The organism is Demetria terragena DSM 11295, from assembly GCF_000376825.1.
Classification (GTDB): Bacteria; Actinomycetota; Actinomycetes; order Actinomycetales; family Dermatophilaceae; genus Demetria; species Demetria terragena.
In genome coordinates, this window is sequence record NZ_AQXW01000004.1 from 1228597 (window position 1) to 1248495 (window position 19899).

General features: G+C 63.9%; 22 protein-coding genes. 11 read left to right on the plus strand and 11 right to left on the minus strand.

Annotated features, from left to right (window positions below):
• The first annotated feature begins 43 nt into the window (after positions 1-43).
• On the plus strand, positions 44-1273 hold the full coding sequence (gene xseA, locus F562_RS0110090) for an exodeoxyribonuclease VII large subunit (RefSeq protein ID WP_018156837.1): 1230 nt from the start codon (positions 44-46) through the stop codon (positions 1271-1273).
• A 10-nt stretch (positions 1274-1283) separates the two neighbouring features.
• Positions 1284-1568 carry an exodeoxyribonuclease VII small subunit gene (locus F562_RS0110095; protein ID WP_018156838.1) on the plus strand — a complete coding sequence of 95 codons (285 nt, stop codon included), beginning with the start codon at positions 1284-1286 and terminating at the stop codon, positions 1566-1568.
• 4 nt (positions 1569-1572) lie between these two features.
• Here F562_RS0110095 and F562_RS0110100 read toward each other — a convergent pair whose 3' ends face one another.
• Positions 1573-2181 (minus strand): DUF4245 domain-containing protein, encoded by a 609-nt coding sequence (locus F562_RS0110100; protein ID WP_018156839.1) that lies wholly within the window; start codon positions 2179-2181, stop codon positions 1573-1575.
• A gap of 114 nt (positions 2182-2295) precedes the next feature.
• Here F562_RS0110100 and glpX point away from each other — a divergent pair, with 114 nt between their 5' ends.
• Together glpX and F562_RS0110110 are read left to right on the plus strand one after the other, a co-directional pair.
• Complete coding sequence (gene glpX, locus F562_RS0110105) at positions 2296-3330, plus strand: class II fructose-bisphosphatase (protein WP_018156840.1); 1035 nt, start codon at positions 2296-2298, stop codon at positions 3328-3330.
• A gap of 2 nt (positions 3331-3332) precedes the next feature.
• On the plus strand, positions 3333-4247 hold the full coding sequence (locus F562_RS0110110) for a PfkB family carbohydrate kinase (protein ID WP_018156841.1): 915 nt from the start codon (positions 3333-3335) through the stop codon (positions 4245-4247).
• An 18-nt stretch (positions 4248-4265) separates the two neighbouring features.
• Here the strand turns inward: F562_RS0110110 and F562_RS0110115 are convergent, their stop codons facing one another.
• Positions 4266-4988, minus strand: a complete 723-nt coding sequence (locus F562_RS0110115) for an SDR family oxidoreductase (protein WP_018156842.1) — start codon at positions 4986-4988, stop codon at positions 4266-4268.
• A gap of 107 nt (positions 4989-5095) precedes the next feature.
• Between F562_RS0110115 and F562_RS0110120 the strand changes: the two genes are divergently transcribed.
• A complete protein-coding gene (locus F562_RS0110120) occupies positions 5096-5281 on the plus strand; it encodes a hypothetical protein (protein WP_018156844.1) in 186 nt (61 codons plus the stop codon).
• A 66-nt stretch (positions 5282-5347) separates the two neighbouring features.
• On the opposite strand, the gene F562_RS0110125 is transcribed toward F562_RS0110120, so the two are convergent.
• Genes F562_RS0110125 through F562_RS0110140 form a run of 4 tightly spaced genes read right to left on the minus strand, consistent with a single transcriptional unit; the run spans position 5348 to position 9750 of the window.
• Positions 5348-6598, minus strand: a complete 1251-nt coding sequence (locus F562_RS0110125; protein WP_018156845.1) for an ABC transporter ATP-binding protein — start codon at positions 6596-6598, stop codon at positions 5348-5350.
• A 41-nt stretch (positions 6599-6639) separates the two neighbouring features.
• Positions 6640-7491: a carbohydrate ABC transporter permease gene (locus tag F562_RS0110130; protein ID WP_018156846.1), complete on the minus strand. Its 852-nt coding sequence runs from the start codon at positions 7489-7491 to the stop codon at positions 6640-6642.
• Between the two features lies 1 nt (position 7492).
• Entirely contained in the window at positions 7493-8437 is a 945-nt protein-coding gene (locus F562_RS0110135; protein ID WP_018156847.1) for a carbohydrate ABC transporter permease, read from the minus strand.
• Positions 8434-9750: an extracellular solute-binding protein gene (locus tag F562_RS0110140; protein ID WP_018156848.1), complete on the minus strand. Its 1317-nt coding sequence runs from the start codon at positions 9748-9750 to the stop codon at positions 8434-8436. Before F562_RS0110140 ends, F562_RS0110135 begins: the two co-directional genes overlap by 4 nt.
• A gap of 211 nt (positions 9751-9961) precedes the next feature.
• Between F562_RS0110140 and F562_RS18750 the strand changes: the two genes are divergently transcribed.
• The 4 genes from F562_RS18750 to F562_RS0110160 are packed head-to-tail and all read left to right on the plus strand — an operon-like array spanning position 9962 to position 13921.
• Entirely contained in the window at positions 9962-10834 is an 873-nt protein-coding gene (locus F562_RS18750; protein WP_018156849.1) for an SGNH/GDSL hydrolase family protein, read from the plus strand.
• Between the two features lie 30 nt (positions 10835-10864).
• The gene (locus tag F562_RS0110150) at positions 10865-12565 is read left to right on the plus strand and encodes a fumarate hydratase (RefSeq protein WP_018156850.1); all 1701 of its coding nucleotides are present in this window, start codon (positions 10865-10867) and stop codon (positions 12563-12565) included.
• Positions 12562-13068, plus strand: coding sequence for a beta-class carbonic anhydrase (locus F562_RS0110155; RefSeq protein ID WP_018156851.1), 507 nt, complete (start codon positions 12562-12564; stop codon positions 13066-13068). Before F562_RS0110150 ends, F562_RS0110155 begins: the two co-directional genes overlap by 4 nt.
• Positions 13061-13921: an MOSC domain-containing protein gene (locus F562_RS0110160; protein ID WP_018156852.1), complete on the plus strand. Its 861-nt coding sequence runs from the start codon at positions 13061-13063 to the stop codon at positions 13919-13921. The genes F562_RS0110155 and F562_RS0110160 overlap by 8 nt, the downstream gene beginning before the upstream one ends.
• Before the next feature lie 2 nt (positions 13922-13923).
• Here the strand turns inward: F562_RS0110160 and F562_RS0110165 are convergent, their stop codons facing one another.
• From F562_RS0110165 to rplM, 5 genes are all read right to left on the minus strand, one after another.
• A complete protein-coding gene (locus tag F562_RS0110165; protein ID WP_018156853.1) occupies positions 13924-14340 on the minus strand; it encodes an organic hydroperoxide resistance protein in 417 nt (138 codons plus the stop codon).
• Between the two features lie 74 nt (positions 14341-14414).
• Complete coding sequence (locus F562_RS0110170) at positions 14415-15569, minus strand: pyridoxal phosphate-dependent aminotransferase (protein ID WP_026181180.1); 1155 nt, start codon at positions 15567-15569, stop codon at positions 14415-14417.
• Between the two features lie 79 nt (positions 15570-15648).
• Positions 15649-16989: a phosphoglucosamine mutase gene (glmM, locus tag F562_RS0110175; RefSeq protein WP_018156855.1), complete on the minus strand. Its 1341-nt coding sequence runs from the start codon at positions 16987-16989 to the stop codon at positions 15649-15651.
• 182 nt (positions 16990-17171) lie between these two features.
• Positions 17172-17633, minus strand: coding sequence for a 30S ribosomal protein S9 (gene rpsI, locus F562_RS0110180; RefSeq protein WP_051080221.1), 462 nt, complete (start codon positions 17631-17633; stop codon positions 17172-17174).
• Positions 17634-17722: 89 nt separating this feature from the next.
• Positions 17723-18172 (minus strand): 50S ribosomal protein L13, encoded by a 450-nt coding sequence (gene rplM / locus F562_RS0110185; RefSeq protein WP_018156857.1) that lies wholly within the window; start codon positions 18170-18172, stop codon positions 17723-17725.
• A gap of 213 nt (positions 18173-18385) precedes the next feature.
• Between rplM and F562_RS0110190 the strand changes: the two genes are divergently transcribed.
• Entirely contained in the window at positions 18386-18937 is a 552-nt protein-coding gene (locus tag F562_RS0110190) for an ArsR/SmtB family transcription factor (RefSeq protein WP_018156858.1), read from the plus strand.
• A 119-nt stretch (positions 18938-19056) separates the two neighbouring features.
• On the plus strand, positions 19057-19896 hold the full coding sequence (locus tag F562_RS0110195; RefSeq protein WP_018156859.1) for an SDR family oxidoreductase: 840 nt from the start codon (positions 19057-19059) through the stop codon (positions 19894-19896).
• The last annotated feature ends 3 nt before the right edge of the window (positions 19897-19899 follow it).

The following is a 19899-nucleotide window of genomic DNA, read 5'->3' on the forward strand; positions in this document are numbered from 1 at the left end:
GAGCGCCGCCACCCCCGTCGCACCGTCACCACTCGGTCTTACAGTGCTTCTCGTGACCACCTTGCCCGAGCGCGCCTCCGACACCACGGCCGAGCAGCCCTGGCCGGTACGCACCCTGAGCATGAAGATCGCCGATTACGTCGACAAGATGGCGCCGCTGTGGGTCGAGGGGCAGATCATGCAGCTCAACCGTCGCGGCAACACCTGCTATCTCACGCTGCGCGATACCGACGTCGACATGTCCCTCTCAGTGACCGCCCCGGCCAACACGCTCGCGGCGATGGGCCCGACGATCCAAGAAGGAACCCGCGTGGTCGTGCACGCGAAGCCGGTGTTCTGGACTAAGCGCGGCAGCCTGATGATGGATGCTCGCCAAATCCGTCACGTCGGCATCGGCGAACTCCTCGCGCGCCTCGAAGAACTCAAACGGATGCTGCACAGCGAGGGGCTCTTCCACCCGAGTCGCAAGCAACCGTTGCCCTTCTTGCCCCGACGGGTGGGCCTCATCACCGGTCGCGAGAGCGCGGCTGAGAAGGACGTCGTCGAAAACGCGCACCGCCGGTGGCCGGGCGCCCGCTTCGAGATCCGTGAGGTCGCGGTTCAGGGGCCGCGCACGGTCAGCGAAGTCAGCGATGCCCTCGCCGAACTCGACGGCATCCGCGACGTCGAGGTGATCGTCATCGCCCGCGGCGGCGGCTCAGTCGAAGACCTTCTGCCGTTCAGCAACGAGGCGCTGATTCGCGCGGTCTCTGTTGCGCGTACTCCTGTGGTGAGCGCCATTGGCCACGATGTCGACTCCCCCTTGCTCGATCTCGTCGCCGACGTACGCGCCTCTACACCCACCGATGCCGCCAAGTTGATCGTCCCCGACCTCGCCCTGGAGTTGCGCACGGTCGAGACTGCACGAGCGCGAGCCGCCCAGGCGTTGCGGCAGCGACTCCAGAACGAACGCCAACGCCTGGCGGCCACCCTCAGCCGTCCGGCATTCGCTGACCGGACCACCTACGTCACCATCCGGCGGGCTGAAATCCAGGATCTTGATCGGCGCCGCATCGAGAGCCAACACCGTCGCGTTGAAGGCGCTCGGGTCCATATTCGCCACTTGTTTAGCCAGATCCGCACGCTCTCACCGGAGGCCACTCTGCGGCGCGGTTATGCGATCGTCCAACACGCCGACGGCGCGGTCGTGACAGACCGCCGCGACGTGGATCCCACCGAAACTCTGCGGGTCCGAGTCGCCGAGGGCGACTTCGCGGTCCGCCCCGTCTCCTAGGCTGGTACCCATGCCCGACCCTAAGAAATCCGCCGCACCTGCCGACTCGATCGTTGCGGTCGACGATACGGACGCTGATATCCCGGACCTGTCCTATGAGGACGCCCGCGATGAACTGGTCGCGATCGTCTCCAAACTTGAGGGCAGCTCCGCCGACCTGGAGGAGAGCATGCACCTGTGGGGACGCGGCGAGAAGCTCGCAGCGCACTGTCAGCGCAAGCTCGACTCCGTCGAAGAACAACTCGATGCTGCTGCCACCGATGCTGGCGACGCCGCTCCAGACGGAGACGGCTAGACCATCACCCGTCGCGTGAGGTCGTGGTCGATAACGGCTTCAGCGCACCCGCGAACTGCTCGAGTTGGTCCCAGTCGACCTTGCCGGTCACCACGGTGGACAGGCCGTTGAGGGGCTTGGCGCGTACCAAACTCTTGAAGTTGCCATCGGCATAACGGGTCCATTCCTGGCCCTCGACCGTGCTACTCCCAGCGGGCTTGCCGTCCTGGGTCTGATTGTTGACCCACCCCGTATCCCCGTCTTTGGTCTGCTCGGCAGACACGAACTCGCTGTCGGGCTCTTGGTAGCCCGCGTGCCAGGTCGCCGGCTTGTCTGCGGCTCGGATCAGCCGCACGTTGATGGGCGTCCAGGTCTTTGGAAGACCTTGCGGCAGCGCCACATCCCACTTCTGCTCCTTCGTGACTTCGCGCGCGATGGACTCCACGTTGGCGACCGGCTTGGGGTCTTGCGGTGACTGCGGGACCGCCCACAGCCAGATGACGCACCCGAACAACACAGCCACCATCGAATAGATCATGTTCTTGGCGTTGCCAGACATGCCCCGACGACCCGGCGGCTGTGGTGGCGGCGCGGTGGGTTCCGGTGTCGAGTCCTGCGCGGTGGGGTCGGGCACGGCTCTATCGTCCCTGATCAGCCATCGGGATCGGCCACGAGGTCACCAGCAGCGTCGATAGGCTCACCCCTACCGGATGCGACGAGGCACCGGGCCGCCAGAACGAGGAGAACAATGACGCCCTCCGAAGATGGAGTTGCCCCCGCCTCCGTGCCCGGGGCACCTAAGGTCCCCGACCGCAACCTCGCACTCGAACTCGTTCGCGTGACCGAGGCTGCCGCGATGGCCGGCGGCCGATGGGTAGGCCGCGGCGAAAAGAACGACGCTGACGGCGCCGCCGTTGAAGCCATGCGAGCACTCATCGCGACGGTGTCGATGAAAGGCACGGTCGTCATCGGCGAGGGCGAGAAGGACGAAGCGCCGATGCTGTTCAACGGCGAATCTGTCGGCGATGGCACGGGGCCTGAGGTCGATGTCGCCGTCGACCCGATTGACGGTACGACACTCACCGCCAAGGGCATGACCAACGCCGTGTCGGTCATGGCCGTGAGCGAGCGCGGCTCCATGTATGACCCGAGTGCCGTGTTCTACATGGACAAGATCGCCACCGGCCCAGAGGCCGCCGACGTGATCGACATCCGTCTCCCGGTCGCGGAGAACGTACGCCGGGTGGCCAAGGCCAAGCACGGAACCGTCTCCGACGTCACCGTCGTCATACTCGATCGTCCGCGCCACGCAGAGATCGCTCGAGAGGTCCGCCAAGCGGGCGCCCGCATCCGCTATATCTCCGATGGCGATGTCGCCGGCGCGATTATGGCGGCCCGCGAGGGCACCGGAATTGACCTGCTCCTGGGCATCGGCGGCACGCCTGAGGGCATCATCACGGCGTGCGCGATGAAGTCCATGGGCGGCGTGATCCAGGGTCGCCTCTATCCGGTCAGCGATGAGGAAAAGCAACGCGCTATCGATGCCGGCCACGACCTGGATCGGGTGCTCTCGACCGATGACCTGGTGCAGAGCGACAACTGCTTCTTCGTGGCCACCGGAATCACCGACGGCGAGTTGCTCCGTGGCGTGCGCTACCAGTCGGGATCGATCTACACCCAGTCGCTCGTGATGCGCTCCAAGAGCGGAACGATCCGCACCATTGAGGCGGTTCATCAGACCGAGAAGTTGGAGGGCTACGCCGGTCCGGGACGGAAGCCGTAGCCATGGGCGCTCGTACCCTCGTGATTGGTGAGGCGCTCGTCGACATCGTGCGTGAACCCGACGGTGCGCAACACGAGCATGTGGGCGGCAGCCCACTCAATGTCGCCGTGGGCTTGGCGCGGCTCGGGCACGACGTAGAACTGGCGACGCGGATCGGGGAGGACGATCACGGTCGACTGATCGAGGAGCACCTCGGTCACGACTTCGTACCGCTCTCCCCCGGAAGTCACTCGACGAATCGCACGGCTACCGCCATCGCGACGACCGACGAAAGTGGCGCTGCCGAATACGAATTCGCTATGGAATGGGATCTCGGTGCAGTCCCCACCGGCTTCCAGCACGTGCATACCGGGTCGATCGCCGCAGTGATGCAACCGGGTGCCACGGCCGTACGCACAGCCCTGGAACAAGCCCGCGCCACCGCGACGTTGTCCTACGATCCCAACTCCCGCCCCACCTTGATGGGTGAGCCCCACGACGTACGCCAGGAGATGGAGCAACTCATCGGGCTCTCCGACGTCGTCAAGGCCAGCGACGAGGACATCGAGTGGCTTTACGACGGCACACCGCTTGAGGAAATCGCCCGGCTGTGGGGCCGTCTAGGACCCCTGGTCATCGTGGTGACGCGGGGAGCCGACGGCGCCCTGGTGTACCTGCCGCGCGCGGACGACATGGTCTCGGTGGAAGGTCGGCCTGCGGAGGTTGCCGACACCGTCGGCGCCGGCGATTCCTTCATGTCCGGCCTGCTATCCGGACTCCTCGACCACGGTCTCCTCGGCGGCACTGACGCGCGGGAGCGCCTCGCCCAGGATTCCAGGGAGCCGGTGCTCGACGCCGTGCACCGAGCGATCTATACGTCTTCGATTACGGTGAGCCGGCCTGGTGCGCAACCCCCGAGACGCGACGAACTGGTCTGACCTGCAACGTAGTTCGCGTTAAACCCAGCCGCCCTCACGGTTCGTTGCCGCAGGCCCAGGGCGAATTGAAATCGTTTCGTAGGTGGCCTCCGGGCTCGCGGTGAGTGCCGTGCGCACGGCAATCGCCACGCTTTCCGGACGAAGGTGGTGCAACGGGTCATACGGCTTGTTCTGGGCTGCCTGCATCTCACGCTGCATGTCCGTGTCGACGCGGCCGGGATGGACCGAGCACACCCGGATTCCTTCGGGGCGCAGTTCCGCGCGAAGTACGTCCGTGAGGGCAGTCAGCGCAAACTTTGAGGCGGGGTAATGGCCACCTCGTCCAGTCGCGAGCAGGCCGGCACCCGAGTTGATCATGACGACCGTGCCATCCGCCGCAGCGAGTGCGGGGAGCATGAGCCGAGTCAGTTCAGACACGGCAATCACGTTGATTTCCAACATGTCTCGCCACTTCTGGCGGTTCGAATCTGGCGTGGTCCACCCGCCTGAAACTCCTGCAGAATGCACCAGACCATCGAGCCGGGTTGCCCCAAGACGCTCGACCGCAGCCGCGGTGGAGTCCTCGTCGCTCAGGTTCGCGACGAACGGCTCGGCCGAGGGCAGTTGCGCGCACGCAGCGCGCACAACGTCCTCGTCGCGCCCTCCGATGATCAGATGATGGTCTTTGGCCAGGGCATCAGCACACGCCCGGCCGATACCTCGCGCGCCGCCGGTGATCAGAACCACGGGTTGATTGCTCATGGCCCTGTCGTATCACGCTTCGCGTTCATTCGTCCGACGGTGGGGCTGGCGTCCCGATCTTCTGCGATGCTGACCGCACCATCGGACGACGCGATCATCGAGGACGTATGAACATCAACCGGAGTCTCACCTGGGGGTTCCTGCTCGTCGCCATCGGGGTGTACGGCATCATCCGTGCCGAAGAACTGGTGACCTTTCAAGGCATCGCGGCAATGGTCGCCCTGGCTTGCGGCATCGCGACACTCGCCATGACATTGCGAGCGCGTCAGCTGCAGCAGAAACAGCGCCGCTAGATAGCAGAAAGCCGTCAGGGTCGGTGGAGCAGTTGGCGCTCCACCGACCCTGACGACTCGTCGTGCTTAGGCGCTCTGCGCCTGCGCTTCGCGCTCCTTGGCCCGAGCCAGAGCGGCCTTGCGCTGCTCCTCGCTGTCCCGGGCGATCTCTGCGGCCTTTTCGTCATCCCTCGTCAGGCAGTCGCCCGAGTTGGGGTCAAAGACGTGCATCGCCGAAGGCTCGAACACCAGGCGGGCATCCTCGCCTTCCCGAACGCGCGAACGTGCGTCGAGGTTGACGACGATCTGCGAGCGCATGCCCTCCCCATCGAGTTCCCGGTCAAGCTCATCGAGCTTGCCCTGCACGGCAGGGTTGGTGTCGTAGGGGATGTAGGCGTACTGCTCATTGCCCAGCCACTCGGTCTGGTCGACGACCGCAGTGAACTCCACACCTGAGCTGCCGCCGAGCGAGGCGTCCTTGAAGTGCTCGGGGCGGATTCCGACAATCGTCAGGTCCAATCCCTTGACCTTCTCGGCAAGTTCGCCATCGATCGGCACGTCCGCGAACGGCAAACGCAGCACCCCGTCGCCCACTTCGGCCGGGAGGAAGTTCATCGGCGGGGAGCCAATGAAGCCCGCGACAAAGAGGTTGACCGGTTGCTCGTAGAGCTCACGCGGGCTTGCGCACTGCTGCACGATCCCCTTCTTCAACACCGTGACCCGGTCGCCCAGAGTCATGGCCTCGGTCTGGTCGTGCGTGACATAGATCGTCGTCACGCCGAGACGTCGCTGCATCCGCGCAATCTCGGTACGCATCTGGCCGCGCAACTTCGCGTCCAGGTTGGACAGCGGCTCGTCGAACAGGAAGGCCTCAGCCTCCCGCACGATCGCCCGTCCCATGGCGACCCGCTGGCGCTGACCACCGGAGAGGTTGGCCGGCTTGCGCTCAAGGTGGTCGTTCAATTCGAGCATCTTGGAGGCGGCGTTGACCTTCTCGGTGATCTCGGCATCACTGTGCTGGCCCTTGGCCAACCGCAGCGGGAAGGCGATGTTCTCGAAGACAGTCAGGTGCGGGTAGAGCGCGTAGTTCTGGAAGACCATCGAGAGGTTGCGGTCGCGGGGCGCGAGTTCGTTGACCCGCTTACCGCCGACCACCAGGTCTCCGGAGGTGATGTCCTCCAACCCGACGACCATCCGCAACAAGGTGGACTTGCCGCACCCGGACGGGCCGACGAGGATCATGAACTCCCCGTCGGCGATGTTCAGGGATACGTCGTTGACGGCTTGGAAGCCGTCGTCGTACTTCTTGACGATGTTCTTCAGCTCAATGCTGGACATGGCATGTGCTCCTTCGTGGAGTCGATTCAGGCGGCCGGGCGTCAGCCCTTGACCGCACCCGAGGTCAGGCCGGCCACGATGCGCTTCTGGAAGAGCAGCACCAGGATCACGACAGGAATGGTCACCACGACCGCCGCCGCAGCGATGGCACCGGTGGGTTGAGTGAACTGGCTGGCTCCGGTGAAGAACGCCAACGCAGCGGGGACCGTCCGGGACGCGCCCGAGGAGGTCAAGTTGGATGCGAACACAAAGTCGTTCCACGCCGTAAAGAAGGCGATGATCGCCGTGGTGAACACACCCGGTGCCGCGAGCGGCGCGATGACCTTGCGGAACGCCTGCCAACTGGTGGCGCCGTCCACTTGCGCGGCCTGCTCCATCTCCCACGGAATCGCCTGGAAGAACGCCGACAGTGTCCAGATGGACAGCGGCAGCGTCAGCGACAGGTAGGGGATGATCAGGCCGGGCAGGGTGTCGAACAGACCGATCTGGCGCCACAGGTTGAACAACGGCGTCACCATCGCGATGACCGGGAAGAACGACACCGCGAGCGCGGTCGTCAGGATCAACTTCTTGCCGGGGAAGTCCAACCGGGAGATCGCGTACGCACAGAAGGTCGCGAGGATCACCGAGATGAACGTCGCGATGACGCACACGATGATCGAGTTGCGCAATGCCGGGTTGAACAGGTCCGAAGCGCCGCCGGTGAAGATCAGTTTGTAGTTCTCCAGCGTCGGCTCTTTCGGCCAGAAGTTTCCGAACATGTTCTTGCTGGAGTCGCCCAGGGCTTCGTCGCCTTTGAACGATGTCGCCAAAATCCACAGCAAGGGAATCACGGTCCAGATCATGATCGGGATTGCCGCGATCAGCATGATCTTCTTGGTCTTGCCTTCCATGTCACTTACCGCCCGTCAGGTCGACCTTGAACCCACGCACAAAGATCGCGGCCACGATCAGCACGATCACGAAGAGGATCACCGCAAGGGCTGAACCCATGCCGATTTCCACTCGGTCGATCGTCTCGGTCGCGACCAGCATGGAGAGGGACATCGTGTTATTTGCCCCTCCCGTCATGACTTCGGGGTTGTCATATATTCGGATCGCATCCAGGCATCGGAACAGCACCGCCACCATCAGCGCGGCCTTCATGTTGGGGATAACGACCTTGTAGAACCGCTGCCACCAGGTGGCGCCGTCGACTTCGGCCGCCTCTTCCATTGCGCCGTCGATCTGGGCGAGGCCAGCCAACAACAGCAACGACATGAACGGCGTGGTCTTCCAGATCTCTGACAGGCAGATGATCACCAGCGAACCGGCCTGGTTGGCGAACCAGTTGAACTCCAGGTCGAACCACCCGAAGGTCAGCGCGTGCAGCCAGTGGTTGAAGAACCCGGTGTCGACCTGAGCCGCGAACAGCCACGCAAACGCCGAGACCACCGTGACGATGGCGTACGGAATCAGCACCACCGTGCGCAACGTGCGCCGCGGGATCACGATCTTGTTCATCACCATCGCGATCGCCATACCCAGCACCAACTCGATGATCAGCGTGATGACCACAATGATGAACGTGGTGGTGAACGCCTGCCAGAACAGCGGATCAGTCAACGCCGTGACGTAGTTCTGCACGAAGACAAACTCGCGCGCGTCCGGGTCAGTCAGTCGATAGTTGAACAGCGACAGATAGACCGCGTAGACGATGGGATACAACGTCACCAGGAGCATGACGGCAAACGCCGGTCCGGCGAGTTTCCAGCCGAGGTTTCGTTCGCCCCTGGCGCGATCGCTCAGCACAGCCTTCTTGGGCGGCGCAGCAGCCGCATTTTCGGTCGCCGTACTCATAGCAACGCCTCACCCTTCAGGACCTCGAGGATGAACTTCTGCGTCGATGCCGGCGTCTTGGTCGTCACCGAGCTCGGCGGGCTGAATCGCTGCTGGATTCCCGTGGAAATGTCGCCGTAGTACTGCGACTGCGGGCGCGGAATGGCCTGATCCAGTGAGGTTCGAATGGTCTTCGCGATGCCATTGGGGAATGCCTTGAGGACGGCCGGGTCGGTGTAAGCCGCCTTACGACTGGCGGGGTTGCCGGCCTTGGACATGTAGATCGCCTGATTCTCCTTGCCCGCGACGCACGCAGCCGCGTCATAGGCGAGCCCGGTGTGTGCACTCTTGGCGCCGACGCCCAACTGAATACCGCCGTACGGAGGCGCCGACTTGCGACCGTCCTCGGTGCGCGGGTAGAGGGTCGCCGCGACATCGGCCTTCGCCTTGTCACCGAGCGCGCCGTAGGTGTAAGCCCAGTTGACCAGGTAGTTGGCCCGCTTCAACTTGAAGCTGTCGAGCGACTCGGTCTCAGTGCTGTTACCCATCGCCGGTCCGCCAAGTCCATCGCGAGCGATCGTCCCGATGATCTGGGCGGCCTTCTTGCCCTCCGGCGAATCCAGGTCAAGCTTGATGTCCTTGCCCTTGGCTCCCGGATTATCCAGGATCTTGCCGCCCGCTCCAGCAATCAACGCGTTGATCCAGACCGTGTATCCCTCATAGAGCGCGGCCTGAACACCGATATCGGTCTTGCCGGACTTGGCGGCTTTGATCAGCTGATCCCAGGTCACCGGCTGAGACATGTCCAGGCCAGCTTTCTTGGCCACGGACTTGCGGTACCAGAGCAACTGCGTGTTCGACCAGAACGGCACAGCCACGAGCTCGCCCTCCCAGGTTGAGGCGGTGACAGAGGACTTCACGCGGTCTTCGGTGAACTCGGCCTCGTACTTCTTCGGCACGGGGGCGAGATAGCCCGCCTGAGCAAACTCCGACACGAATACCGGGTCGATGGACATCAGGTCCATCGACTTGTCGCCTGCTGCGAGCCGTCGCAGGAGCTGTTCCCGCTGAGCGCTCGCATCATTCGGTAGAAGTTGGACGTTGATCTTGTACTTGCCGTTCGATGCGTCGCTGCAGCGCTTGGCCAGGTATGCCTGGCCGCCTTTCTCGGCGCTCGGATCGGAGTTTCCTACGTCTGGGTTGATGTACCAGGTCAGAGTCGGTGTGCCGCCTCCGGCGCTATCGTCACTCCCGCATGCGGCCAGACCCATGGTCGCGGTGAGTGCAACTGCCAGCGAAACGGCGACACCGCGACGCGGTGGTGCGTGCTGCATCGGCTCCCCTTCTTTCTCTTAGTAGTGCTAGGTGTACACCGTTCTTTGTGACCTGTGCCACTGACACCCCCCGATAGCCCACTCTGCAAGCATCACGAGTTCATAACGCGAGGTTTGGATACACCGGATTCGGACTCCGCGGATCCCCCACATCCCGGCAACGTGAGGGTCATACTTGCGAAATCGATCCCCCGTCAGCAAAGGACACGTTGTGCGCCGTCGTCTGATCTCCGTCGCCCTGGTCGCGAGCGCGGCCCTCTCCAGTAGCGCGGTCCTGAGTGCTCCCGCTGAAGCACGGCATCAGCCTGGCCCGTACGTCGCGATGGGCGACAGCTACGCCTCCGGGGCCGGAATTATGCCGCTGGACCCTGCCGCCGACCCGCGGTGCAGCCAGTCCACACTCAATTACGCCCACGTGATCGCCCACCGCACGAGCGTCAAGAAGTTCACCGATGTGTCGTGCGGCGGCGCCAAGACCAAAGACTTCACCACCGCTCAACACCCGGGCGTGGCACCGCAACTCGACGCCCTGAACCGCAGAACAAGACTGGTCACTCTGACCATCGGCGGGAACGACGGAGACGTCTTCGGCAACTCGTTTAGCGGGTGCGCCACTCTGACGGCCTCCGATCCGACCGGCAACCCGTGCGAGCGCACGTATGGCAAGAAGTTCGAGCGACAGGTCACTCGGGACACCTATCCGGCGCTGGTCCGAACCTTCAAAGCGATACACCGGGCGGCCCCGCGAGCGAAGGTCGCGGTGCCCACCTATCTACGGATTCTGCCGGCCAAGGGTTCCCCGCATTGCACCAAAGTTACGGGCATCGCCCAGGGCGATGTTCCCTACCTCGGCCACCTCCAAAAGACCCTCCACCTGACCGTCAAGAAGGCGGCGCGTCGGAGCGGAGTCCACTATGTCGACCTCTGGGCCGCTTCCAGGGGCCACGATGCCTGCCAAGCTCCGAATACCCGCTGGGTCGAGCCACTCGAGCCCATCAATGCCGCGCCGACCCATCCCAACGCCAAGGGCGAGGCGGTCATGGCCCGGGCGATGATCCGCGAGCTCAATCTCCCACGGCGGTAGTCGCCTCACCCGACTCGATATCCTCGAGACATGCCGGAGTTTGCGTATGAAGACCTATTGCCGATCGGTGCGGACGAGACGTCGTATCGCCATCTGACGTCCGAGGGAGTCCGCACCGTGGACGGCCCAGGCGGGCGGACCTTCCTTGAGGTCGATCCAGCGGCGCTGCGGCTGCTGACCGACACCGCGATGCGCGACATCGCACATTTTCTCCGCCCGGCGCATCTGACGCAGTTGCGCTCGATCCTGGATGACGATCAGGCTTCCAACAATGACAAGTTCGTCGCCCTCGATCTGCTCAAGAATGCCAACATCGCTGCCGCTGGCGTCCTCCCGATGTGCCAAGACACCGGCACCGCGATTGTCATGGGCAAGAAGGGATCTCAGGTGCTTGTCGGCGACGGCAGTGCGCCCGATGAGAAGTCCATCGCCCACGGCGTCTATGACGCCTACACCAAGCTCAATCTGCGCTACTCCCAGATGGCCCCGGTGACCATGTGGGAGGAAAAGAACACCGGCTCGAACCTGCCGGCCCAGATCGAGCTGTATGCCGACACCGCGCCCGGCCACGAGAACACCTACAAGTTCTTGTTCATGGCCAAAGGCGGTGGCAGTGCCAACAAGTCCTTCCTCTACCAGGAAACGAAGGCCGTCCTGAACCCCGACGCCATGCTCAACTTCCTCAACGAGAAGTTGCGCTCGCTCGGCACTGCGGCATGCCCGCCCTATCACCTGGCCATCGTGATCGGTGGCACCAGTGCAGAGTTCGCCCTCAAGACCGCGAAGTACGCCAGCGCCAAGTATCTCGACGAGCTCCCCAAGGAGGGAGATCCGTTGACAGCGCACGGTTTTCGCGACCGTGACCTGGAGGAACAAGTGCTCGAACTGACGCGTCAGTTCGGCATTGGCGCCCAGTTCGGCGGCAAGTACTTCTGCCACGACGTGCGCGTCGTACGCCTCCCCCGGCACGGCGCCTCCCTCCCCGTGGCGATCGCGGTCAGTTGCTCGGCTGATCGACAGTGCCTGGGCAAGATCACCCCGGACGGTGTGTTCATCGAAGAGCTGGAGCGCGACCCGGCTCGGTTCCTCCCCGACACCACGGATGAACATCTCGATGGCGCGTCATCGGCCGACGATGTCGAAGCGGTCCAGATTGACCTGAACCAGCCAATGGACGACATCCTGGCTGAACTCACGAAACACCCTGTCAAGACGCGTCTTTCGCTGACTGGGCCGCTGGTCGTTGCCCGCGACATCGCCCACGCCAAGATCAAAGAACGCCTGGACGCTGGCGAGGAGATGCCGCAATACCTCAAGGACCACGCCGTCTACTACGCCGGACCCGCGAAGACACCGGATGGATATGCCTCTGGCTCGTTCGGACCGACCACTGCTGGTCGCATGGACTCCTACGTCGAGCAGTTCCAGGCGGCCGGTGGCTCAAAGGTCATGCTCGCAAAAGGCAACCGCAGCGCACAGGTTCGTGAGGCGTGCGAATCCCATGGCGGCTTCTATCTCGGGTCGATCGGCGGGCCAGCCGCACGTCTAGCTCAGGACTGCATCACCTCAGTGGACGTCCTTGAATACGAAGAACTGGGGATGGAAGCCATCTGGAAGATCCAGGTAGAGGACTTCCCGGCGTTCATCGTGATGGATGACAAGGGAAACGATTTCTTCGCAGCCACCTCCAAACCGACAGCATTCACCATCTCGACAAGGCCGGGACTATGACCTCCGAGAACTCCGGATTCGACGACCTCCTCTCGGCGAATCGCCTTTTTGCAGAAGACTTCTCGCTCGGCGGGTTCGACGGTGTCGCCCGGGCTGGGGTCGGCTTGGTCACCTGCATGGATTCGCGCATCGACCCACTCGGAATGATCGGGTTGAAACCCGGTGACGCCAAGATCTTCCGCAATCCCGGAGGGCGAGTGACCGAGGCCGCACTGGAGGCGCTTGTCCTGGGATCTCACCTGCTCAACGTCGAGCGCATCTTGGTCATCCCACACACTCGCTGCGCAATGGCGTCGGGCACCGAGCAAGAGATTCGGGAACGAGTCACCGCTTCGGCCGGAGTCGACGCGACATGGCATCGATTCCACGTCATCCACGACCAGGTCCAGGCCCTGACTGAAGACGTCCACAAAGTGCGGAGCCACCCCTTGGTGAAGCAGGGCACTGTCGTCGGCGGGTTTATCTATGACGTCGATACGGGCCTGCTGACCCAGCATGCCTAGGCCCAAGGTCGTCGGCCTCAACATTCATCCTGTCAAGAGCACCGAAGCCCGGCCCCTCAGTCAGACGGTCGTCAGCGCGGTGGGACTGCGTGGCGATCGCGAATGGATGGTCGTCAACACCGCCGGTGAGTTGGTCAGCGCACGAGACCTTCCAGCGCTGCTTGGTATCGCTGCTGCCACGCCTATTACCGACCCCGGCTTAGGCTGCGACCTGCGCCTCACCGCACCCGGTGCCTCATCACTGGAGGTTGCGACTCCAACCGGACCCGCAATCGACGTGAAGGTGCATCGCACCCCAGTCACGGCGATCCCCTCGGGCCTAGTTGCCGATCGGTGGATCCGGGCAGTGACCGGTCGCGACGACCTGCGGCTCGTATGGTGCCACCGGCCCAGCCAGCGCCGGCTTGACCCGGCGTGGGCGAAGCCCGAGGACTTCACCGCATTCGCGGACAGTTCCCCGATCACCCTTGCCTCAATGACTTCGCTCGGCCAGGTCAACAACTGGATGGTGGAGGCTGCGCTCGAACGCGACTCCGAGCCACCAGATCACCTGACCATGAAGCGATTTCGGCCAAACATTGTGGTCGATGGCATCCCCGAGCCGTTCGCGGAGGACACCTGGCGCAGCGTGCGGATTGGCGAGGTCACGTTCCGCGTCGCGGCGCTCGTCAGCCGTTGCGTCATGACCACCTTTAACCCCGCGACCCTGGAGAAGGGCCACGAGCCGATCAAGACCCTGGCCCGGCATAGGCGGTGGGATGGCAAGACGTGGTTCGCGATCAAGTTGGTCGCCGAAAACGAAGGCTCCCTGCGCCTCGGCGATGACGTCGAGGTACAGGGAGCCCAGAACTGAGATCAGCCAGCGCTGACGTTGACCTCAATGTTGCCGCGGGTCGCCTTCGAATAGGGGCACACCTGGTGCGCCTTCTCCACCAATTCCTTGGCCTTGGCCTCATCCACTCCCGGGATGTTCGCGACGAGGTCGACCGCAAGGCCGAACCCCGCCTCGGTCTCGCCGAACTTCACCGTCGCGGTGACCGTGGACTCGGACGTGTCGAGACCTTCTTTCGAGGCCACCAGGTTGAGCGCACCGCTGAAACAGGCGGAGTATCCCGCGGCGAACAGCGTCTCGGGGTTCGCCTTCGGGTTGGACGTGCTGCCGGGCTTGCCCAGCGGCAGGTCGACTACGCCATCCTCGCTGGTGACGACACCATCGCGCCCGCCCTTGGCGGTGGCTGCGGTGGTATATGCGACGTTCTTGACCTGCTCCATGAATCGTCCTTTCGTGGTTTTAACCGACGTTCGTAGTCAAGCAGCGGACGGATTGCCGACTGCGCCCTGGGGGCCTACACCAAGGTGAACGCTGCAAGGCGGTCGATTGCTTCCCGAACCTCCTCGGGACCTCCCGCAAACGACAGTCGTACGAATCGGTGACCCTCCACGGGGTCGAAATCGACGCCCGGCGTGATCGCCACTCCCGTACCGTTCAAGACCTCGCGACACCAGGACGTGGAATCGGACGTCAGGTGGCTGACGTCGCACCAGGCATAGAACGCGCCGTCAGGTGGGGCGTACGAATTGATGCCGAGCTCGGGCAGTCGATCCACCAAGAACTGCCGATTCATGGCGTACCGCTGCACGTGGCCATCCAGCTCAGCGCGCGCCTCCGGCGAGAAGCAGGCGACCGTGGCGTGCTGTGCCACAGCGGGCGGACAAATGGACAGGTTGCCACTGAGTAGTTCAACGGGCCGGACGAGCGGCTCAGGCAACAACATCCATCCGAGACGCCATCCCGTCATGGAGAAGTACTTGCTGACCGAGCCGACGACGACCGACGAGGTCGAGGTCTGCCACGCGCTAGCGCACTCGCGACCGTACGACACTCCGTGATAAATCTCGTCACTGATCAGCAGGCAGTCGTGGTCTTCGCACCATCTGGCAATGGCCGCGAGTTCATTGACATCGATGATGGTTCCAGTCGGGTTGGCCGGACTGGCGATGATCAATCCGGCTGGCGGCTCATCGAGTTCCTCAAGCATCGCTACGGTCGGCTGATAGCGGGTGCTGGGGCCACATTCGAGGTCGTGAACGCGAACTCCGAGCGACTGCAACGTGTTTCGGTAGGCAGGATAGCCCGGACGAGTCATCGCGACGGTGTCGCCGACGTCGAATGCCGCCAAAAACAGCGCGGCGAAGCCACCCGAAGATCCGGTCGTCACGCACACCTGGTCGGGGTCGACCTCGATGCCATAGGTCCTCGCGTGATGCTGCGCGATCGCCTCGCGTAGCGGTCGGATTCCGGTTGCTTCGGTGTATCCCAGAACGTCTTCACAGATGGCTCGACGCGCGGCCTCGCGCACCACGGCCGGGGCCGGTGTCGACGGCTGACCGGCGCACATCAGGATGACGTCGCCATGCGTGCGCGCTCGATCCGCTCCTGCCTTGAGCACCTCCATGACGTGGAATGGCTCCACGACGCCACGTTGCGAAGGCGCCCTCATGAGATCTCCTCGCTCTTCATCAGTGCCATCATGAGCCCTGCCCGAGATGTGAATCGTCCGACGGTGCCCAAAAGGAGTCCTACAGCGCGAGCTCTCGCTCGACGACCTTGACCAGGCCCTCGCACACGCTCTGCGCGCGCTCAGCAGTGTCGGCCTCGACCATCACCCGAACGACCGGCTCCGTGCCGGATTTGCGAAGCAACACTCGCCCGGATGAGCCGAGTTCGGCTGTCACCAAGTCGAGTTCGCGTCGTACCTCTGGGTGGCCATCCAGGGAGTCCTTGTCGACGTTCTTGACGTTGATCATGACTTGGGGCATCCGAGTCATCACCGAAGCCAGTTCGGTCAACGACTTTCCGGTGGCGGCCACCCGGGCAGCAACCATGAGGCCGGTGAGCACTCCATCGCCGGTGGTCCCGTGCTCGAGCATGATGACGTGGCCCGACTGCTCCCCACCAAGGGAATATCCGTGGGCGCGCATTTCTTCGAGGACGTAGCGGTCGCCGACGCCCGCCTGGACCACGTTGATGCCTAGGTCGTGCATCGCGTTGAGCATGCCCAGGTTGCTCATGACCGTGGCCACGAGGGTGTTGTCGACGAGTTGACTCTGCTCCTTGAGGGCGACCGCGAGGATAGCCATGAGCTGATCGCCGTCGACCTCGTTGCCCTCGCCATCGACGGCGAGGCAACGGTCGGCGTCCCCGTCATGGGCAATGCCGAAGTCGGCATCCTGGGCCAGGACTGCGACCTGGAGTCGGTCAAGGTGGGTGCTGCCGTAGCCGTCATTGATGTTGAGGCCGTCGGGACGAGCACCGATGGTCACCACGTCGGCGCCCGCGAGACGGAACACCTCTGGCGAGACCTCGCTCGCCGCACCGTGCGCTGCATCAACGACGATCTTGAGGCCATCGAGACGATTCGGCAGTGCCTTCAAGAGATGGGACAGGTAGCGCGTGGCCCCGTCGGTCATCTGATGAACGCGACCGACGTCCGCGCCGGTCGGGCGCTGCCAACTCTCGCCCATCGCGGCCTGGATGGCGTCTTCGGTCTCATCCGGCAGTTTGTGGCCGCCAGCGGCGAAGAACTTAATGCCGTTATCGGGCATCGCATTGTGCGACGCCGACAGCATGACGCCGAAGTCGGCACCGGCATCAGCGGTGAGGTACGCCACGGCTGGGGTGGGCACCATTCCGGCGTCGTAGACATCGACGCCAGCCGACGCGAGTCCGGCGACCACGGCTGCGGACAAGAACTCCCCCGACGCCCTCGGGTCACGGCCTACGACTGCCTTGGCGCGACGCCCACTGGCACCAGCACCAAGTACTCTGGCCGCCGCTGCCGAGAGAGACAGCGCCAACTCAGCGGTGATGACGTCATTGGCGCGGCCCCGTACGCCATCGGTTCCGAACAGTCGCGCCATGCGCCCATACCTTTCGTTAGATCCCCACGAGAGTGCCGTTGACCGATCGGTCCAGCACCATCTGCCCCCAGCAAATGTACTGCCGGGATACGCCGAGAGCGGCACCCGGATGGACCGGATGCCGCTCTGGAGTCCACCATTCGCGCGGTGGAGCGAGTCGCCCCACCGACGGAGGGTGTGACTTAGCGCTTGCTGTACTGCGGAGCCTTGCGGGCCTTCTTGAGACCGGCCTTCTTGCGCTCGGGAACGCGCGCGTCCCGGGTCAAGAAGCCTGCCTTCTTCAACGAGGCGCGGTTGAGCTCTTCGTCAACGGCGTTCAGCGAACGCGCGACGCCGAGCCGGACGGCACCGGCCTGGCCGGAGGGGCCGCCGCCGTGCACGCGGACGAGGACGTCATAGGCGCCATCGAGCTCAAGCACGGTGAACGGGTCGTTGACTTCCTGCTGGTGCACCTTGTTGGGGAAGTAGTCCTCCAACGTACGGCCATTGATCTTCCACACGCCGGTGCCGGGGATGATGCGCACGCGGGCGATGGCCTGCTTGCGACGGCCGGTACCAGAGCTGGGCGCCGATGCGCTCGGACGGCGCTGCTCGGTCGCGTCGCCGGCGGGGGCGCCGGTGCTCTCGCTGGTGTATTCGGTCATCTGGGGCTCTTCAGCCTCAAGGGCGTCGAGCTGAGTTTGGTCTGCCACGGTTCTCCTCTAAGAATTCTTCAGCTTGGGGGGCCGGGCGCTTACTGCGCGACCTGGTTGATCTCGTACGGCACGGGCTGCTGAGCAGAGTGCGGGTGCTCCGAGCCGGCGTAGACCTTGAGCTTGCGGAACTGGTCGCGGCCGAGAGAGTTCTTCGGCAGCATGCCGCGGATCGCCTTCTCGACAGCCTTGGCCGGGTCCTTGGCCATGAGCTCGGTGTAAGAAGTCGCCGTCAATCCACCCGGGAAACCGGAGTGGCGGTAGGCCTTCTTCTTCTGCAACTTGGCGCCAGTCAAGGCCACCTTGTCAGCGTTGATGATGATGACGAAGTCGCCGCAGTCGACGTGCGGCGCGAAGATCGGCTTGTGCTTGCCGCGCAGCAGCTGAGCGGTCTGGCTCGCGAGCCGACCGAGCACGACGTCTTCGGCGTCGATGATGTGCCAGACACGGTCCTGCTGGACATCGGCCGGCTTGGGGGTGAAGGTACGCACTGGTCGTCGCCTTTGGTCGTTGTTGCTGTGGTCTGTTGCCCAGGAACACCGCATGACGCGGGCTGAGCACCGATACACCATGTTACGGAGGTTAAGAGCGCCACCCAAATCCGATCGAAACCCTCAGACCCCTTGAATGCCAACGGTTTTGCACCATCACCTCGACCACCTCCTGCCTTGCCCTCCGCAGATTACACAATTATTGTGCAATCTGTGACGACTTCGCCGGGACCGAACCAGCCGCAATGGCGACTCCTTGCGCACCCGCTTCGATCTCGCATCGTGGCTCATCTTCGACTGCACGGCGGCGCCACCGGCACCGAACTGGCCCAGGCGCTGGGCACGCATACCGGCGCCACGAGCTACCACGTACGCGTCCTGGCTGAGGCTGGCCTAGTCGAGGACACCGGGCTCGGCAATGCCAAGACTCGCGTCTGGGCGCTCGCCGACAACGACGACGAACTCGATAGCGACCCCGGCGACGCCGATGATGAGGGAATGGGCGGCTGGCTTGCCCACGACTACGTCGACCACTTCGCCGAGAAGGCGCACTCGTTCATCGACCGCGCCCATGAGTGGGAACCGGTGTGGCAGGACGAGTGCGGACTTGAGGACGGCCTCGTCTTGGTCAGCGAGGAACAGCTCGCGGCGCTTCGCACCGAACTCGAGGAGGTCGTAGCGCGCTACCGCAGGATGGGCGCCGGGACGCCGGGCGCGCGACGGGTGGCCGCATACACGGCGCTGCTCCCGATCGACCCGCGCTAGTCGCCTCGGGCAGCGCGGGCTATCGCCCGACGAGAACAGAGATTGTGACTCAAGCCTTCCGCTGATTATGTGACCCAGGTCACCGACAAGCGGTCGCGAACTCTCACCGAGGAGAAGGCATGAGCAACAGCACGGCATCACATCAGTCCACTGTCGAAGCAGCAAAGGCGAAAGCGCCAGCTGGCCAGCGCGTCGCCGTCGTGACCGGCGCCGCACGAGGAATCGGCCTGGGCATTGCAGAGCGACTCGGCCGGGACGGGTTCCACGTCGTGGTTGCAGACCTCCCCGGCATGCGTGCCGAGAGCGACAAGGTCGTTGACACCATCACCACTGCGGGCGGCACAGCCACCGCCGCCGACGTCGACGTCTCCGATGAGTCCGCCGTCGAAGCACTGATCCAGGCGGCAGTCCAGGCCGGCGGGCACCTGGACGTCTTTGTCGCGAACGCAGGCATCGCCCAGGTCGAAGAGATGCTCAACTACGACTCGGCCGACTTCCAAAAGATCGTCGCTGTCAATCTGACCGGCGTCTACAACAGTTATCGCCAGGCGGCCCTGCAGATGGTGCGGCAGGGGCACGGCGGCAAGATCATCGGCGCCGCGTCGATCGTGGCGTTCCGACCGTTCGCCCTCCTCGGGCCCTACTCCGCCACCAAGTGGGCGGTCCGCGGCCTCACCCAAGCCGCGGCCATGGAGTGGGCGGAGCATGGCATCACGGTGAACGCGTACGGACCCGGAATCGTCGGGACAGCGATGTGGGACCTCATTGACGAGAAGCTTGCCGCTAAAAACGGACAGCAACAGGGCGAGGCCATCGCCGAGAATGCCCAATCAATCCAACTCGGCCGAGTCTCAGAGCCGCGCGACGTGGCACAACTGGTGGCCTACCTGGCCGGTGAAGACTCGGACTACGTCACCGGGCAGACCATCCTGGTCGACGGCGGGATCCAGTTCAGTTGACCT

What these genes read in the sequence shown, in the direction of transcription:
- F562_RS0110125 (WP_018156845.1), bottom strand. Translation starts at nt 6,598, where the DNA reads ATGTCCAGCATTGAGCTGAAGAACATCGTCAAGAAGTACGACGACGGC.
- F562_RS0110120 (WP_018156844.1), top strand. Translation starts at nt 5,096, where the DNA reads ATGAACATCAACCGGAGTCTCACCTGGGGGTTCCTGCTCGTCGCCATC.
- F562_RS0110140 (WP_018156848.1), bottom strand. Translation starts at nt 9,750, where the DNA reads ATGCAGCACGCACCACCGCGTCGCGGTGTCGCCGTTTCGCTGGCAGTT.
- F562_RS0110170 (WP_026181180.1), bottom strand. Translation starts at nt 15,569, where the DNA reads ATGAGGGCGCCTTCGCAACGTGGCGTCGTGGAGCCATTCCACGTCATG.
- F562_RS0110130 (WP_018156846.1), bottom strand. Translation starts at nt 7,491, where the DNA reads ATGGAAGGCAAGACCAAGAAGATCATGCTGATCGCGGCAATCCCGATC.
- F562_RS0110115 (WP_018156842.1), bottom strand. Translation starts at nt 4,988, where the DNA reads ATGAGCAATCAACCCGTGGTTCTGATCACCGGCGGCGCGCGAGGTATC.
- glpX (WP_018156840.1), top strand. Translation starts at nt 2,296, where the DNA reads ATGACGCCCTCCGAAGATGGAGTTGCCCCCGCCTCCGTGCCCGGGGCA.
- F562_RS0110135 (WP_018156847.1), bottom strand. Translation starts at nt 8,437, where the DNA reads ATGAGTACGGCGACCGAAAATGCGGCTGCTGCGCCGCCCAAGAAGGCT.
- F562_RS0110165 (WP_018156853.1), bottom strand. Translation starts at nt 14,340, where the DNA reads ATGGAGCAGGTCAAGAACGTCGCATATACCACCGCAGCCACCGCCAAG.
- F562_RS0110160 (WP_018156852.1), top strand. Translation starts at nt 13,061, where the DNA reads ATGCCTAGGCCCAAGGTCGTCGGCCTCAACATTCATCCTGTCAAGAGC.
- F562_RS0110150 (WP_018156850.1), top strand. Translation starts at nt 10,865, where the DNA reads ATGCCGGAGTTTGCGTATGAAGACCTATTGCCGATCGGTGCGGACGAG.
- F562_RS0110095 (WP_018156838.1), top strand. Translation starts at nt 1,284, where the DNA reads ATGCCCGACCCTAAGAAATCCGCCGCACCTGCCGACTCGATCGTTGCG.
- F562_RS0110155 (WP_018156851.1), top strand. Translation starts at nt 12,562, where the DNA reads ATGACCTCCGAGAACTCCGGATTCGACGACCTCCTCTCGGCGAATCGC.
- F562_RS0110110 (WP_018156841.1), top strand. Translation starts at nt 3,333, where the DNA reads ATGGGCGCTCGTACCCTCGTGATTGGTGAGGCGCTCGTCGACATCGTG.
- glmM (WP_018156855.1), bottom strand. Translation starts at nt 16,989, where the DNA reads ATGGCGCGACTGTTCGGAACCGATGGCGTACGGGGCCGCGCCAATGAC.
- rpsI (WP_051080221.1), bottom strand. Translation starts at nt 17,633, where the DNA reads ATGACCGAATACACCAGCGAGAGCACCGGCGCCCCCGCCGGCGACGCG.
- F562_RS0110195 (WP_018156859.1), top strand. Translation starts at nt 19,057, where the DNA reads ATGAGCAACAGCACGGCATCACATCAGTCCACTGTCGAAGCAGCAAAG.